The sequence below is a fragment of the Variovorax endophyticus genome (genome assembly GCF_025376855.1).
In the GTDB taxonomy this organism is placed as follows: domain Bacteria; phylum Pseudomonadota; class Gammaproteobacteria; order Burkholderiales; family Burkholderiaceae_C; genus Variovorax.
In genome coordinates, this window is sequence record NZ_JAHUTH010000013.1 from 77183 (window position 1) to 91131 (window position 13949).

Annotated in this window: 14 protein-coding genes and 1 tRNA gene; 8 read left to right on the top strand and 7 right to left on the bottom strand. The window is 71.0% G+C overall.

The genetic code is table 11. The features are described 5' to 3' along the window. The gene (locus tag KV106_RS18320; protein ID WP_261211534.1) at positions 1-735 is read left to right on the top strand and encodes a DsbC family protein; all 735 of its coding nucleotides are present in this window, start codon (positions 1-3) and stop codon (positions 733-735) included. Then, on the top strand, positions 735-2609 hold the full coding sequence (locus tag KV106_RS18325) for a M61 family metallopeptidase (protein WP_261211537.1): 1875 nt from the start codon (positions 735-737) through the stop codon (positions 2607-2609). The genes KV106_RS18320 and KV106_RS18325 overlap by 1 nt, the downstream gene beginning before the upstream one ends. On the opposite strand, the gene KV106_RS18330 is transcribed toward KV106_RS18325, so the two are convergent. After that, positions 2606-3217, bottom strand: a complete 612-nt coding sequence (locus tag KV106_RS18330) for a DUF2325 domain-containing protein (protein WP_261211539.1) — start codon at positions 3215-3217, stop codon at positions 2606-2608. The two genes, KV106_RS18325 and KV106_RS18330, sit on opposite strands and share 4 nt — an antisense overlap. Before the next feature lie 157 nt (positions 3218-3374). Between KV106_RS18330 and KV106_RS18335 the strand changes: the two genes are divergently transcribed. Next, the gene (locus tag KV106_RS18335; RefSeq protein WP_019656299.1) at positions 3375-4154 is read left to right on the top strand and encodes an enoyl-CoA hydratase; all 780 of its coding nucleotides are present in this window, start codon (positions 3375-3377) and stop codon (positions 4152-4154) included. 50 nt (positions 4155-4204) lie between these two features. On the opposite strand, the gene KV106_RS18340 is transcribed toward KV106_RS18335, so the two are convergent. Then, complete coding sequence (locus KV106_RS18340) at positions 4205-5317, bottom strand: hypothetical protein (RefSeq protein WP_261211540.1); 1113 nt, start codon at positions 5315-5317, stop codon at positions 4205-4207. Continuing rightward, the gene (locus KV106_RS18345) at positions 5314-6000 is read right to left on the bottom strand and encodes a sigma-70 family RNA polymerase sigma factor (RefSeq protein WP_057590797.1); all 687 of its coding nucleotides are present in this window, start codon (positions 5998-6000) and stop codon (positions 5314-5316) included. Before KV106_RS18345 ends, KV106_RS18340 begins: the two co-directional genes overlap by 4 nt. A gap of 140 nt (positions 6001-6140) precedes the next feature. Between KV106_RS18345 and KV106_RS18350 the strand changes: the two genes are divergently transcribed. Together KV106_RS18350 and KV106_RS18355 are read left to right on the top strand one after the other, a co-directional pair. Further along, complete coding sequence (locus tag KV106_RS18350) at positions 6141-7652, top strand: vWA domain-containing protein (protein ID WP_261211541.1); 1512 nt, start codon at positions 6141-6143, stop codon at positions 7650-7652. A gap of 35 nt (positions 7653-7687) precedes the next feature. Continuing rightward, a tRNA-Met gene (locus tag KV106_RS18355) sits at positions 7688-7764 on the top strand. A gap of 89 nt (positions 7765-7853) precedes the next feature. On the opposite strand, the gene KV106_RS18360 is transcribed toward KV106_RS18355, so the two are convergent. Next, positions 7854-8252 (bottom strand): hypothetical protein, encoded by a 399-nt coding sequence (locus KV106_RS18360; RefSeq protein WP_261211542.1) that lies wholly within the window; start codon positions 8250-8252, stop codon positions 7854-7856. An 18-nt stretch (positions 8253-8270) separates the two neighbouring features. Between KV106_RS18360 and KV106_RS18365 the strand changes: the two genes are divergently transcribed. After that, the gene (locus KV106_RS18365; protein WP_057596915.1) at positions 8271-8486 is read left to right on the top strand and encodes a hypothetical protein; all 216 of its coding nucleotides are present in this window, start codon (positions 8271-8273) and stop codon (positions 8484-8486) included. Positions 8487-8501: 15 nt separating this feature from the next. Here KV106_RS18365 and KV106_RS18370 read toward each other — a convergent pair whose 3' ends face one another. Next, a complete protein-coding gene (locus KV106_RS18370) occupies positions 8502-9203 on the bottom strand; it encodes an SDR family NAD(P)-dependent oxidoreductase (protein WP_261211544.1) in 702 nt (233 codons plus the stop codon). A 131-nt stretch (positions 9204-9334) separates the two neighbouring features. Between KV106_RS18370 and KV106_RS18375 the strand changes: the two genes are divergently transcribed. Continuing rightward, positions 9335-10258 (top strand): LysR family transcriptional regulator, encoded by a 924-nt coding sequence (locus tag KV106_RS18375; protein WP_261211545.1) that lies wholly within the window; start codon positions 9335-9337, stop codon positions 10256-10258. A gap of 12 nt (positions 10259-10270) precedes the next feature. On the opposite strand, the gene KV106_RS18380 is transcribed toward KV106_RS18375, so the two are convergent. Further along, entirely contained in the window at positions 10271-11140 is an 870-nt protein-coding gene (locus tag KV106_RS18380; protein ID WP_057596912.1) for a UDP-2,3-diacylglucosamine diphosphatase, read from the bottom strand. A 94-nt stretch (positions 11141-11234) separates the two neighbouring features. Between KV106_RS18380 and KV106_RS18385 the strand changes: the two genes are divergently transcribed. Continuing rightward, positions 11235-12965, top strand: a complete 1731-nt coding sequence (locus tag KV106_RS18385) for a lysoplasmalogenase family protein (protein ID WP_261211546.1) — start codon at positions 11235-11237, stop codon at positions 12963-12965. A gap of 21 nt (positions 12966-12986) precedes the next feature. Here the strand turns inward: KV106_RS18385 and dmeF are convergent, their stop codons facing one another. Then, a complete protein-coding gene (dmeF, locus tag KV106_RS18390) occupies positions 12987-13949 on the bottom strand; it encodes a CDF family Co(II)/Ni(II) efflux transporter DmeF (protein WP_261211548.1) in 963 nt (320 codons plus the stop codon).

A 13949-nucleotide genomic window follows, 5' to 3' on the forward strand; every position in this document is an offset into this window, starting at 1 on the left:
ATGAAGACACTCGCACGCCACCTGCTTCCCGCCGCCTTCGCGTCGCTCGCGATCCTCGCGGCCTTCGGCGCCCATGCCGGCGAAGCCGAGATCCGCAAGAACCTCAAGGAACGCATCCCGCAGTTCCCGGCCATCGAGGAAATCACCAAGACGCCGATGCCCGGCCTCTACGAAGTGCGCGTCAACGGCGCGCAGATCTACTACACCGACGAGCAGGGCAACTACCTGCTCGAGGGCAACATGATCGACGTGAACGCGCGCCGCAACCTCACCGAGGAACGCGTGGCGAAGCTGTCGGAGGTGGCCTTCGACAAGCTGCCCGTGAAGGACGCGATCAAGATCGTGCGCGGCAACGGCAAGCGCAAGCTCGCGGTCTTCGAGGATCCGAACTGCGGCTACTGCAAGCGCTTCGAGAAGGACATGAAGTCGGTCGACAACGTCACCGTCTACCTGTTCCTCTATCCGGTGCTGGGTCCCGATTCGACCGTCAAGTCGCGCGACATCTGGTGCAGCAAGGACAAGGGCAAGGCCTGGAGCGACTGGATGGAATCGGGCACCCGGCCGGCCACCGCTCCCGGCAGCTGCGACGTGACCGCGCTGCAGCGCAACGTCGAATTCGGCCGCCGCTACAACATCACCGGCACGCCGACCCTGATCTACAGCAACGGCACCCGCACCCCGGGCGCCGTGCCCGCCGAGCAGGTCGAGAAGCAACTCGCCGCCTCCGCCAGCTGATGGCGACGAAGTCCCCCTCGCGGCGCGCGGCCGCGGCGCCCGCGGCCGTGGCCGCGCCCGGCGTGCACTACCGCGTGGAATGCGCCGACCTGCATGCGCGCCTGTTCGAGGTCACGCTCACCATCGATCGCCCCGCGGCCGAGCAGCAGCTGACCTTGCCGGTGTGGATCCCGGGCAGCTACCTCGTTCGCGAGTTCGCCAAGAACCTGCAGGGGCTGCAGGCCTCGCAGGGACGGCGCAAGGCACCGGTGCTGACGCAGCTCGACAAGTGCAGCTGGCGCGTCGAATGCACGGCCGGCCAGCCGCTGGTGCTGCGCTACAAGGTCTGCGCCTACGACAACTCGGTGCGCACCGCCTGGCTCGACGCCGAGCGCGGCTTCTTCAACGGCACCAGCCTGTGCCTGCGGGTCGAGGGCCAGACCGATGCGCCGCATGCGCTCGAGATCGTCGCACCCGCCGCCTCGGCGCTGCCCGAGGGCGCCGCGCCCTGGTCCTGCGCCACCGCGCTGCCGCCGCTGAAGACCGACCGCCACGGCTTCGGCCGCTACCTCGCGGCCGACTACGACGAGCTGGCCGACAGCCCGGTCGAGCTCGGCGCCTTCTGGAGCGGCGAGTTCGAGGCCGGCGGCGTGCCGCACCGCTTCGTGGTCGCGGGCGCCGCGGCCTCGTTCGACGGCGAGCGGCTGCTGGCCGACACGAAGGCCATCTGCGAAGCCGAGATGCGCTTCTGGCACGGCGACAAGGTCGGCAAGCGCGGCGGAGCGAAGCCGCCGATCGACCGCTATGTGTTCATGCTCAACGCGGTCGACGACGGCTACGGCGGCCTCGAGCATCGCCATTCGACGGCGCTGATCTGCAACCGCCGCGACCTGCCGCAGCTCGGCATGAAGAAGGCCGCAGACGGCTACGTCACGCTGCTGGGCCTGATCAGCCACGAGTACTTCCACACCTGGAACGTGAAGCGGCTGCGGCCCGCCGAGTTCGCGCGCTACGACTACGGCCGCGAGAACTACACGAAGCTGCTGTGGTTCTTCGAGGGCTTCACCAGCTACTACGACGACCTGCTGCTGCGCCGCGCCGGACTGATCGACGACGCGGCCTACCTGCGGCTGGTCAACAAGACCATCAACCAGGTGCAGCAGACGCCGGGGCGCCAGGTGCAGTCGGTGGCCGACGCGAGCTTCGATGCCTGGGTCAAGTACTACCGGCAGGACGAGCAGACGCCCAACGGCACGGTCAGCTACTACACCAAGGGCGCGCTGGTCGCGCTGTGCCTCGACCTCAAGCTGCGCGCCGAAGGCCGCGGCACGCTCGATGACGCGATGCGCCACCTGTGGAACGCGAGCGGCGGCGGGCCGGTGAGCGAGGCCGATATCGCGGCCGCGCTCGAGGCCGCCGGTGGCCGCTCGTATGCGGCCGAGCTCGCGGCCTGGGTGCATTCGACCGCCGAGCTGCCGCTGTCCGAGCTGCTGCGCCTGCACGGCGTGGCCACGCTCGACGATCCCTCGCAGCCCGCGCAGACGCTGGGCCTGCGCGTGGCGGAAAGCGGCGGCAGCGTGCAGGTCAAGGTGGTGCTGCGCGGCGGCGCGGCCGAGAAGGCCGGCTTCGCGGCCGGCGACGAATGGATCGGCATCGAGCTGCCGGCCGCGGGACGCAAGAGCGCGCAGGGCTGGCGCATCGGCCGGCTCGACGATCTCGCGCTCTACCTCGGCGCGGGCAAGCGCTGCACCGCGCTGGTCGCGCGCGACCGCAAGCTGGTGAAGCTGCCGCTGGTGCTGCCCACGGGCGTCACGACCTGGCGCCTGCTCGCGCAGGACACGGGCCGGGTCTCGAAGTGGCTGGCGCCGGTGGCGATCGCGGCGACGAAGGCTTAGCCCGCGGGCAAGGCCCGTTCGGCCGCGGCCTCCTCGGCCGTCTCGCGGCGCACGAAATGGATGGGCTGCGGCTCGCCCACCATCACGCAGGGCTTGCCGGTGCGGCGGCAATGGTCCTGCACGCGCCAGCAGGCATCGTGGCTCAGGCAGCCGGTCTGGCAGATGACGAGGTCGGCCGCGCGCAGGCTGGCCTCGAACGCGGGATCGTCGGTGCCGTCCGTGCCTTCGAGGTGCAGGAAGCGGCCGCCGGCGATCTCGACCAATTGGCGCGCGAGCGAGGGCGTGCGCTCGTCGCCGCCCACGCAGAGCACGGCCTTCTCGCGCAGGTCGGCGGGCACCGGTGCCTGCACCGGAACGGCCAGGCGGCGCGCGGCGCCCGGCGCGAGCAGCGCATGCAGCCGCTTGGGCAGGGCCGCGCCGACGGCCGCGCGCGCGGCCAGCTCCTCGCGCACCATCGCCATCGCCGAATCGCGCGCCACCAGCGCGCCACGCAGGCGCACGATCTGCGCCTCCAGCCGCTCCACCAGCGCGGCCTGCTCGGCCAGCAGCTGCGAGCAGCGTTCCTGCACGCGGGCATAGGCCCGCAGCAACACGGCATGTTCTTGCATCGGGAACTCCATGGCCGCGGATTCTAGTTGAGAACAATTCTCAATAAAGCCATGAAGCGGGAAGGGCGAAGGCACCGGCCAGCAGCCCCGTGCCACGGTGGCGCACGGCACGGTGGGTATAGTGAAGCGCGTTTTTCTTCCCTTCCCCGGAGACACCATGAGCTACGAGAACATCGAAGTGCGGACCGAAGCTGGCAAGGTCGGCATCATCACCCTCAACCGACCGAAGGCGCTCAACGCGCTCAATGACGCGCTGATGACCGAGCTGGGCCAGGCCCTGAAGGCCTTCGACGCCGACGACGCCATCGGCTGCATCATCCTCACCGGCAGCGAGCGCGCCTTCGCGGCCGGCGCCGACATCGCGGCGATGGCCAAGTACAGCTTCATCGACACCTACAAGGGCGACTACATCACGCGCAACTGGGAGACCATCCGCTCGATCCGCAAGCCGGTGATCGGCGCCGTGGCCGGCTTCGCGCTCGGCGGCGGCTGCGAGCTCGCGATGATGTGCGACTTCATCATCGCGGCCGACAACGCCAAGTTCGGCCAGCCCGAGATCAAGATCGGCGTGATCCCCGGCGCCGGCGGCACGCAGCGCCTGCCGCGCGCGGTGGGCAAGAGCAAGGCCATGGACATGGTGCTGACCGCCCGCATGATGGACGCCGCCGAAGCCGAGCGCGCGGGCCTCGTGAGCCGCGTGGTGCCGTTCGAGAAGCTGGCCGACGAGGCGCTGGGCGCCGCGCTGGTGATCTGCGGCTTCTCGCAGATCTCGGTGATCGCGGCCAAGGAGTCGGTCAACCGCGCCTTCGAGAGCGGCCTGAGCGACGGCGTGATGTTCGAGCGCCGGCTGTTCCATGCGCTGTTCGCGACGCAGGACCAGAAGGAAGGCATGGACGCCTTCCTGACCAAGCGCCAGCCGGACTTCAAGAACGCCTGAGGGCGGGCGGGCCGGACGGCCCGCTTTTTTTGCCCCGAAGCCCGACGCTTTCAACGCCGCGGCGTCGAAGCCGTTTCGCGTGCGCGCTCGAGCGCGGCGCGCAGCGAGGCGAGCGCCTGCGCGGGCGGCGTGCCGACGAAGGCCGCGCCGCCGGGCTGCGGCGACCAGCGCACCTGGTCGCCCGCGATCTCGAGCACCGCGACCAGGCTGCGGCCGCGATGGAGCGCGATGCGCGTCTCGACCGGCGCGGCCAGCGGCGCATCGGGCGCGGTGGCCGAACGCGCGACCGCGCCCAGCAGCGCGGGGAAGGCCTCGATGGCATCGCGGGCGTGGCCGCTGGCGGGGTCGTCCGTCGTGGACCAGGTGGTCCAGCGCTCCAGCACGGCAAAAGGCGTGGCGCTCGACGCGGCGTTCGGCGCGGCCGCCAGGCGTGCTCGCGGCGCCGCCGAAGGCGCAGCGAGTTCGGCCTGCGGCGCCGGCGCGTACGCCAGGGGCGGCGGAGGCGCGGGCCGCGCGAGGGCGCCGGCCGCGTCATCGGCATCGCGACGGACGGCGGCGCGTTCGCTCTCGCTCTTGCGGAACGATTCGGCCGCCAGCGGAGCGGTCTCGGCGGCCGGTTCGCGCGGCTTGGCCGCCGGCTCGTCCGGTGCGCGCCGCTTCTCGGGCAAGGGCGTCGGCGCACGCCGAGGCGCCACGGCCGATTCGGCCTGCTTGCGCACCGCGTCGGCGGTCGGTGCCTCGGGCGCCGGGCTTGGGGCGGCGACGGAAGCGGCAGGCTCGACGGGCGCGGGGGCATGCGCGGGAGGGGGCGCCGGCGGCGCTTCCACCGCCGCGCCACCCACGCGCGCCTCGCCATCGAGCCGCGCATCGGGCACCGGCTCCTGCCGCCACAGCACGGTGACGAAGCCGACCACCAGCAAGGTCGCGAAGGCCGCGTTCCATGGCATGCGACCGCGCGGGCCGCCGCCGCCGAAGAGCCGCCGCCGCCAGGGCTGCGCCGTGGGCGCGGCGGCCGGCGGCGTCGCTGCCGCGAGGTTGTGCGCCATCTTGCGGATCGCCTCGCGCGTGCGCGGATCGGGCAGCGCCCCGGCGTCCGGCGCATGCTCGAGCGCGCGGCGCAGGCGCGCGTCGCGCAGCTCGTCGTCGTCGAATCCCGTGCTCATCGCGCGCCCTCCAGCACCGCGAGGTAGCGTTCCATGCAGCCACGCAGCTTCTGCAGCCCGTAGCGCAGCCGGCTGCGCACCGTCTCGAACCCGATCTGCAGGCTGGCGGACAGCGCCTCCACCGTCAGGCCGTCCTCGTGGTGCAGCAGGAAGGCCGCGCGCTGCTCGGCGGGCAGCTCGTCGAGGCAGGCCAGCAGGCGCCGGCCCGCGGCGCGCCAGAACGCGAGCTCCTCGGCCGAGGGATGGGTGGCCACGTCGTCCGAAGCACCGTGCACGCCGCGCTCGAGCGCCGGAATGGCCTCGTCGTCCTCGCCCGCGTGGCCGTCCAGCGCGACTTCGCGCCCGCTCACGCGCAGCCGGTCCATCGCGAGGTTGTGCGCGATCGTGAAGGCCCAAGTGCGCCAGGCCGCGCCCTGCGGCGAGAAGCTCTCGCGCGCCGTGATGATCCGCACCCAGGTGTCCTGGAACACCTCGTCGGCCTGCGACGCGAGCCGCGCGCCCAGCAGCCGCCGCACGAAGCGGAACAGACCGCCCTCGTGGCGCGCATAGAGCACGTCGAAGGCGGCGGCGTCGCCGCGCGCGTAGGCCAGCATCAGCTGATCGTCGGGCATGGCGTCGCGGCCGGTCGCTTCGGGCGCGGCCGGGCTGGCAGTGGCGGAACGGGCGCGGGGCAGCGCGGACATCGGTGGATTCTCACCCCGACTTGTACGCATGGCTGCGCGGCGCGGGGTTGGCGCGGCCCGAAAAAAGATGCAACGGCTTAACCCCGCTGGCGGCGGCGGGCCGTAACAGCCTGCACCGATCACTCCACGGAGCCGCTTTCATGATCCCGATCCGAGCCTCTCGCCTTCGCCGCCCCCTCGTCGCGCTGTTGTGCGCGTCGCTGTTCCTGGGCGCCTGTGGCGCCACCGAAGCGCCCATCCGCCGCGACGACGGCGCCACCGCCGCGCGCTGGCCGGCCCCGGCCGTGCCGGCGACCGAAGCGGCGACCCCGGCGCGCCGCATCGAACCGGCGATGCCGAACTTCGAGGCGCCATCGGCGAAGCATTGCGCGCGGCCGATCCAGACCAGCGAGACGCCGGGCACCGGCCGGATCGCGCAGCACCGGCCCGTCGTGGGAGCTGTCGCCAAGCCGGCGCTGCGGTCCGCGCCCGCCATGGAAGCCCTCGCGTCCAGAACGGCGCCCATGGCCGACGCCAGCGCCAGGCTGGCAAGCCCGTCGACCATGGAGGCCCCGCCGCCGCCCGCCCCGGCCCCGATCGCCGTCGCCCCACGCCCCGCGAACGAGCCCGTCACGGCTGGCATGGTCGACGACAACGCCGACTTCGGCGAGTACCTGGCCTTCCGCCAGCGCACCCGGGTCGCGCACCGCGAGCGCGACGTCGGCGAGCGCTACCTGCTGCAGGTGCGCGATGCGCAGGGCAACGTGGTGCCCGATGCCGAGGTCGCCGTGCAGGCCGCGAACGGCGCCGCGATGTGGGCCCGCACCGATGCGGGCGGGCGCGCCTGGCTGCATCCCAGGGCCTTCGATGCCGAGCCGAGCGCGGTCTACGAAGTGACCGTGCGCAAGAACGGCCGCCAGGCGAGCTCGTTCCTGCGCCGCGGCCAGAAGAACGCGGTCGACGTGGTGCTCGAGCGCCCCGGCGCCCGTCCCGCGCGCGCGCAGCTCGACCTGGTGTTCCTGATCGACGCCACCGGCTCGATGGGCGACGAGATCGCCCGCCTGCGCAGCACGCTGCGCGACATCGCCGGCCAGGTCGCGCGCCTGCCGAGCCGGCCCGACACCTGCTTCGGCCTCGTCGCCTACCGAGACATCCACGACGAGTTCGTGGTGCGCCGGCACGACTTCACCAACGACCTCGATGCCTTCCAGGGCGTGCTCGACGCGCTGCAGGCCGCGGGCGGCGGCGACTATCCCGAGGCGATGAACGAGGCCCTGCACGAGACGGTGCAACGCATGAGCTGGCGCGGCGACGACACCACGCGGCTCGTGATACTGCTGGCCGACGCGCCGCCGCACCTGGACTACCCCGGCCCGCAGTACGACGACAGCATGGTCGCCGCGCTCGGCAAGGGCATCAAGGTGCTGAGCGTGGGCGCCTCGGGCCTCGACAGGCAGGGCGAATACATCCAGCGCCAGATCGCGCAATACACCGGCGGGCGCTTCGTGTTCCTGACCTACCGGAACGCCGCCGATCCCGCGAGCGGCCCGGGCACGCAGACCGTGCACGACGTGGGCAACTATTCGGTGCAGACGCTCGACAAGCTGGTGGTGCGGCTGGTGTCCGAGGAGCTCGGCAAGCTGCCGGGCGCACAAGCTTCGCGCGGTGGTTGAACTGTGTGAAAAGCCTGGGCTATAATCGCAGGCTCGGCTCTTTAGCTCAGTCGGTTAGAGCGATGGAATCATAATCCACAGGTCCGCGGTTCGAGTCCGTGAAGAGCCACCACACAAAGCAAAGCCCGCTGTCCATTGGACAAGCGGGCTTTTCCTTTGAGGGGTTCTTTGGGGGCTTTTTCCTCGGCGCCTGCCGGCGCGTCAACTCATGTCGGGACTGCGCTTCGACGCATCGCCAAGGCCCTGGGATTTTCGATCGGCGGGGCGTCCCCCCGAATGGCGCGCAACCCTCGAGGTATGCGCCGCCAGCGCTTCGTCGACCGCCCGCTTCGACAGCAGCTGAACCTTGCCGCAGCGGCTGCACTGGTAGGCGCGCAGCCAGGGAAAGAAACGCATCCAGGTGCTGCGCTGGATCCGGTTCAGGTGGGTCACACTGCATTGGCAGCAGGTAAAAACCGACATTTGTTGATACCTGCGTATTAATGGTGAACCCGTATTATTGCGCCACCATGTGACAAAAGTCACGGCATGAATGCCATCCAGACGTAAAGTCTGTTTCGCGACGCTCGAGTCACTTTTCGTGCATTCGGTCTGTGTCACAGCCTTGGAGACCTGAAAATGCCCATGGAGCTTCTTCGCCGCATCGAAGACGCCTCGTTCCCGCTGGTCATCGCCGACGAGAAGGACGTCCGCAGCGCCATCGTCCTGGAGGCCGCCGGGATGATCAAGGCGCAGTTGCCGAGTCCGGAACGGCCGGATGGCCGCCCCGCGGTGATCTTTGCCATCACGCCGCTGGGACGTCGCAGGCTCAACGAAGGCAGCGCGCAACCCTAGCGCGGCGCACCCGCCTCACCACGCCACCGTGCGCCCCCGGTAGTCCAGGTACTCGAGCCCGGGCCGCCCACGCTTCGCGAGCATCACTTCGACCAGGCTCGGCACGCTCTGCTCGATCGTCAGCCGGCCCTCGGGCCCGCCCAGCTCGGTGCGCACCCAGCCGGGTGCCATCGCCAGCAGGGCGCGCGGCGTGCCGGCCTGCCGCGCCGCGAAGCTGCGCAGCAACTGGTTCAGCGCCGCCTTGCTGCCGCGGTAGACCTCGCGCTGGCCCGTCTCGTTGTCGGCGATGCTGCCCTGCCCCGACGACATGACGCCGATCAGGCCTTCCGGCGGGACGTTGCCCGCGAGGCTTTCCACCACCCGCATCGGGCTCAGCGCATTGGCGACCATGAGGTTCACGAAGTCCTCGGTCGAGACCTCGCCGATGGTCTGGGTCGGATCGGGATTGGTGGTGCCGGCATTGACGAACAGGATGTCGAACCGGCGGTCGGCCAGCCGCTCGCGCAGGGCCTGGATCTGCCCGGGGTCCGTGATGTCGAGCGACTCGATCTCGACGCGGCCGGGATGCGCGTCGGCCAGATCGTGCAGCAGGGTGCGGGCCGTTCCGCGGACCGTGCCCATGACCTTCCAGTCCTTCTTGAGGAATTCGGCCGCGATGGCATGACCGAGGCCGCGCGAGGCGCCGACGACGAGGATGCTGTGTGGTGGGTGGGACATGAGGCGTGCTCCTTGTTGGCTGCGATGCCTCGAATTCTGGGAACGCCCTGTCATTTGCACCAGACGCCTGGACTGCAACCAATGATTGCGCCAGACGCCACGCATGGCCGCTCCTGCCCTATGCTGGCGCCATGCCCCGCGTCGACCTCAACCTGCTGCCCGCCCTCGATGCCCTGCTGACCGAGGGCAGCGTGACCGGCGCCGCGCGGCGGCTCGAGCTCAGCGTGTCCGCCATGAGCCGCACGCTCACGCGCCTGCGCGAGGCCACGGGCGACCGGCTCTTGCTGCAGGCCGGCCGCGGCCTCGTGCTCACGCCCTACGCGATGCAGCTGCGCGAACGCATCCCGGCGCTGGCGCGCGAGGCACAGGCCGCGCTGGCCCCGGCCGACCATGCGCTGCAGATCGCCACGCTCGACCAGTGCTTCACGCTGCGCGCCGGCGAGGGCTTCATCGACCTGCTCGCCGCGCCCTTGCTGGCGCGGATCCGGCAGGCCGCGCCGCGGGTGCGGCTGCGCTTCGCGCCCAAGCCGGACTGGGACGCCCGGCCGCTGCGCGAAGGCGGGATCGACCTGGAGCTCGGCACGGTGAAAACCACGGCGCCCGAACTGCGCACGCGCCGGCTGTTCCGCGACCGCTACGTGGGCGTGTGCCGCAGCGGCCATCCGCTGCTCGACGAGGCGGAGATCGCCGCCGAACGCTATGCGGCCTGCGGCCACGTGGTGGCCTCGCGCGCCGGCGAGATGGACCACCCGGTCGACGACGCGCTGGCCGCGCGCGGCCTGTCGCGGCAGGTGGCGATGGTGGTGCCGGCCTACACCCACGCGATGCAGGTCGCGCGGCAGTCCGACCTGCTGGCCGTCGTCCCGCACTCCTGCCTCGGCAATCCGTTCACGCCCGGCCATGCCACGGCCCTGGGCCTGCGGCACTTCGAGCTGCCCGTGCCGACACCGCCCTTCAACGTCTCGGCGATCTGGCATCCGCGGCTCGACCAGGATGCCTCGCATCGCTGGCTGCGCGGCGAGGTGCTGGCGCTGTGCGAAGCGGCCTATCCCTGAACGGGACGGGTCTCAGGCCGCCACGGCCTCGCGCGCCGGCGCGACCTTCGACGGCACCGGCATGTGCGCCGACCATTCGATGATCTCGAGCTGTCCATCGGCATGCTCGGCCAGCGCCGTGAGGCTCTCGACCCAGTCGCCGTCGTTGCAGTAGAGGATGCCGTCGATGTCGCGCATCTCGGCATGGTGGATGTGGCCGCAGACCACGCCCTGCGCGCCGCGGTTGCGGGCCTCGCGCGCCACGGCGTTCTCGAAGTCGCCGACGTAGCTCACGGCGCGCTTGACCTTGCCCTTGAGGTACTTCGACAGCGACCAGTACGGCAGCCCCAGGCGCGCGCGCAGCGAGTTGAGGTGGCGGTTGAGCTTGAGCGTGAATTCGTAGAGCGAGTCGCCCACGTAGGCCAGCCACTTGGCGCACTGGATCACGCCGTCGAACAGGTCGCCGTGGATGATCCAGAGCTTGCGGCCGTCGGCGGTCTCGTGGATCCATTCCTCGGCCACGTCGATGCCGCCGAAGTTGTGATTGAGGTACTTGCGCGCGAACTCGTCGTGGTTGCCCGGGATGAAGATCACGCGCGTGCCCTTGCGCGCCTTGCGCAGCAGCTTCTGGATCACGTCGTTGTGCGCCTGCGGCCAGTACCAGTGCCGCTTGAGCTGCCAGCCGTCGATGATGTCGCCGACCAGGAACAGGGTCTCGCACTCGGTGTGCTTGAGGAAGTCCAGCAACGCCCGCGCCTGGCAGCCTGGCGTTCCGAGGTGCAGGTCGGAGATCCACAGCGTCCTGAAACGCTGAACCGGACGCGAAACGTCCTCGTCCTCCGCCTCGGGGGGCTGGACCGCGGTGTCGCGCCATGCGCGCAGAAAAGCATCGTCGCGTTGCATGGACCGATAGATTGGCGGTCCCGCATGACCCGGCCATGGCAAGTGCGTGACATCCCGATGACGTCCCCACGCAGGCGCGGCCCACAATCGCGCGATGCGCCCCGGCCAGATCATCGTCCTCGCGACCCCCGTCTTCTTCCTGCTGATCGCGATCGAGTTCGCGGTCGGCCGCTTGCGCGCGCGCCGCGGCACGGGGCAGGACACCTACCGCCTCGCCGACGCGGTCAACAGCATCGGCCTGGGCATGCTGAGCCAGATCAGCGCGGTGCTCACCGGCCTGCTGCGCATCGGCATCTACACCGCGGTGTACTCGGCCGTGGCGCTGTTCCCCGGCACCGACTTCTGGACCACCTGGTACGGCTGGCTGCTGGCGCTGGTGTTCTACGACTTCTGCTACTACTGGCTGCACCGCATGGGCCACGAGTCGGCCGTGCTGTGGGCCGCGCACGTGGTGCACCACCAGAGCCAGCACTACAACCTCTCGACCGCGCTTCGCCAGACCTCGAGCGGCGCGCTGCTGGGCTGGATCTTCTACCTGCCGATGGCGGCCGCGGGCATGCCGCCGCTGGTGTTCGCCGTGGTCTCGCTGGTCGACCTGCTCTACCAGTTCTGGGTCCACACCGAGCAGGTCGGCAAGCTCGGCTGGTTCGACCGCTGGTTCTGCTCGCCCTCGAACCACCGGGTGCACCACGCGGTCAACGACCGCTACCTCGACCGCAACTACGGCGGCATCCTGATCGTGTGGGACCGGCTGTTCGGCAGCTTCAAGGAAGAGGACGAGCGCTGCGTCTACGGCACGCGCAGCCCGCTCGCGAGCTGGGATCCGCTGTGGGCCAACGCCGAGGTCTACTGGGGCCTGGCCAGGGATTCGTGGCATGCGCGCAGTTGGGCCGACAAGCTGCGCGTGTGGCTCAAGCCGCCGGGCTGGCGGCCGGCCGACGTGGCGGCGCGCTTTCCGAAGCCGGCCTTCGACATCGCGCAGGTGCGGCGCTACGAGCCCGAAGTGGGCCGCGGCGCGCAGTGGTTCGCGGGCGTGCAGTTCCTGCTGCTGCTCGCGGCCGTGGCGGTGTTCCTGTGGTTCTCCGACGGCATGCCGCTCTCGCGTTCGAGCGTGTGGCTGGCCGCGCTCACCGCCGCGCTGTGGGCCATCGGCGGCGTGCTGCAGGGGCGGCTCTCGATCGCCGAGGCGCTGCTGGTGGAAGCCGCCGCGCTGGCCACCGCGAGCGCCGCGCTCGGCCTGCCCTGGCTGCACCACGCGACCAAGCCGCTGGCGCTCGCGATCGCGGTCTTCATCGCCGCGCGGCGCGCGCTGGCGCGGCCCGGCGGCATGACGCGCTTCGACGCGCTGCTGGTCGCGGGCCTGGTCGGCTCGCTCGCGGGCGACGTGCTGCTGATGGGCCCGGCCTCGCTGTTCGTGCCCGGCCTCGTGTGCTTCCTGCTCGCGCACCTGGCCTACATCGGCGTGTTCCGCCTCGGCGTGGGCTTCTTCCCGCGGCCGGCGGCGCTGGCGGTCACGCTGGCGATCGGCGCGGCGATGTACGCCTTCCTGTGGCTGGGCGGATTGCCGGCCGCGCTGCGCATCCCGGTCGCGCTCTACGTGCTGGTGATCGCCTGCATGGCGGCCCAGGCGCTGGGCCGGGCCTTCGTGCTGCGCGACGCCGCCGCGGGCTGGGTGGCGGCGGGCGCCTGCTTCTTCATGCTGAGCGACTCGCTGCTCGCGACCAACCGCTTCGTGGCGCCGCTGCCGCTGGCGCAGCTGTGGGTGCTCGCGACCTACTACGTGGCGCAGACGCTGATCGTGCGGCACGCGCGGCCGCCGGACTGACGCCGTGCGCCGGCGGTCGCGTCAGTCGTGGCAGCGCTGGATCTCGACCGTCGAGTGCCGGATCTCCTCGTGCATCGAGAAGCAGGCCCGCACCTGGTCGGCCGTGAGCGTGGCCGAATGGGTCACCACCGTGAGCGCGCAGGCATAGGCCTCGCGGCCCACGCGCCATACGTGCAGGTCGGCCACGCGCGTGAGCGAATCGGCCAGGCCGGTCTCGATGCCCTCGCGGATCTCCTCGGCCACCGGGTGGTCCATCTCGCGGTCGAGCAGCACGCGGCCGGTTTCCTTCAGCAGGTTCTTGGCCCAGACCGCGACCAGCACGGCGCCCACGATGCCCATCGCGGGATCGAGCCAGGCCCAGCCGTAGAACCAGCCGCCGAGCAGTGCCGTGATCGCGAGCACCGAGGTGGCGGCATCGGCCACCACGTGGATGTAGGCCGAGCGCAGGTTCAGGTCGTGGCCATGCTCGCCGTGCGCGTGGTGATGATCATGGTCGTGCGCATGCCCGTGGTCATGCCCATGGTGGTGATGCGCCCCGCCCAGCAGCCGCGCGCAGACCAGGTTGACCAGCAACCCGAGCACCGCCACCGAGATCGCCTCGGGATAGTGGATCGCCGCCGGCGACCACAGCCGCTCGAGCGAGCCCACCACCATCAGCGCCGCCACGCCCAGCAGCATCAGCGCGCTCGCGAAGCCGCCGAGCACCTCGATCTTCCAGGTGCCGAAGGCGAAGCGCGGGTCGCGCGCATAGCGCCGCGCGGCCGCATAGGCGAAGGCGCTGAGGCCGATGGCCAGCGCGTGCGAGCTCATGTGCCAGCCGTCGGCCAGCAGCGCCATCGAGTTGAACCACCAGCCGGCGCCGATCTCGACCGCCATCATCGCGGCGGTGATCCACATCACGAGCCGGGTGCTGCGCTCCGCGCGTTCGTTGTCGGTGCCGAAGTGGTGCTCGTGCTGCCACGCGCTCAGGTCATGGGTGTGCAT

Excerpts from the sequence above, each read along its gene's own strand:
- KV106_RS18345 (WP_057590797.1), bottom strand. The coding sequence starts at position 6,000 with ATGTCCGCGCTGCCCCGCGCCCGTTCCGCCACTGCCAGCCCGGCCGCG.
- KV106_RS18380 (WP_057596912.1), bottom strand. The coding sequence starts at position 11,140 with ATGCAACGCGACGATGCTTTTCTGCGCGCATGGCGCGACACCGCGGTC.
- KV106_RS18350 (WP_261211541.1), top strand. The coding sequence starts at position 6,141 with ATGATCCCGATCCGAGCCTCTCGCCTTCGCCGCCCCCTCGTCGCGCTG.
- KV106_RS18385 (WP_261211546.1), top strand. The coding sequence starts at position 11,235 with ATGCGCCCCGGCCAGATCATCGTCCTCGCGACCCCCGTCTTCTTCCTG.
- KV106_RS18365 (WP_057596915.1), top strand. The coding sequence starts at position 8,271 with ATGCCCATGGAGCTTCTTCGCCGCATCGAAGACGCCTCGTTCCCGCTG.
- KV106_RS18330 (WP_261211539.1), bottom strand. The coding sequence starts at position 3,217 with ATGCAAGAACATGCCGTGTTGCTGCGGGCCTATGCCCGCGTGCAGGAA.
- KV106_RS18335 (WP_019656299.1), top strand. The coding sequence starts at position 3,375 with ATGAGCTACGAGAACATCGAAGTGCGGACCGAAGCTGGCAAGGTCGGC.
- dmeF (WP_261211548.1), bottom strand. The coding sequence starts at position 13,949 with ATGCACACCCATGACCTGAGCGCGTGGCAGCACGAGCACCACTTCGGC.
- KV106_RS18320 (WP_261211534.1), top strand. The coding sequence starts at position 1 with ATGAAGACACTCGCACGCCACCTGCTTCCCGCCGCCTTCGCGTCGCTC.
- KV106_RS18325 (WP_261211537.1), top strand. The coding sequence starts at position 735 with ATGGCGACGAAGTCCCCCTCGCGGCGCGCGGCCGCGGCGCCCGCGGCC.
- KV106_RS18340 (WP_261211540.1), bottom strand. The coding sequence starts at position 5,317 with ATGAGCACGGGATTCGACGACGACGAGCTGCGCGACGCGCGCCTGCGC.
- KV106_RS18370 (WP_261211544.1), bottom strand. The coding sequence starts at position 9,203 with ATGTCCCACCCACCACACAGCATCCTCGTCGTCGGCGCCTCGCGCGGC.
- KV106_RS18375 (WP_261211545.1), top strand. The coding sequence starts at position 9,335 with ATGCCCCGCGTCGACCTCAACCTGCTGCCCGCCCTCGATGCCCTGCTG.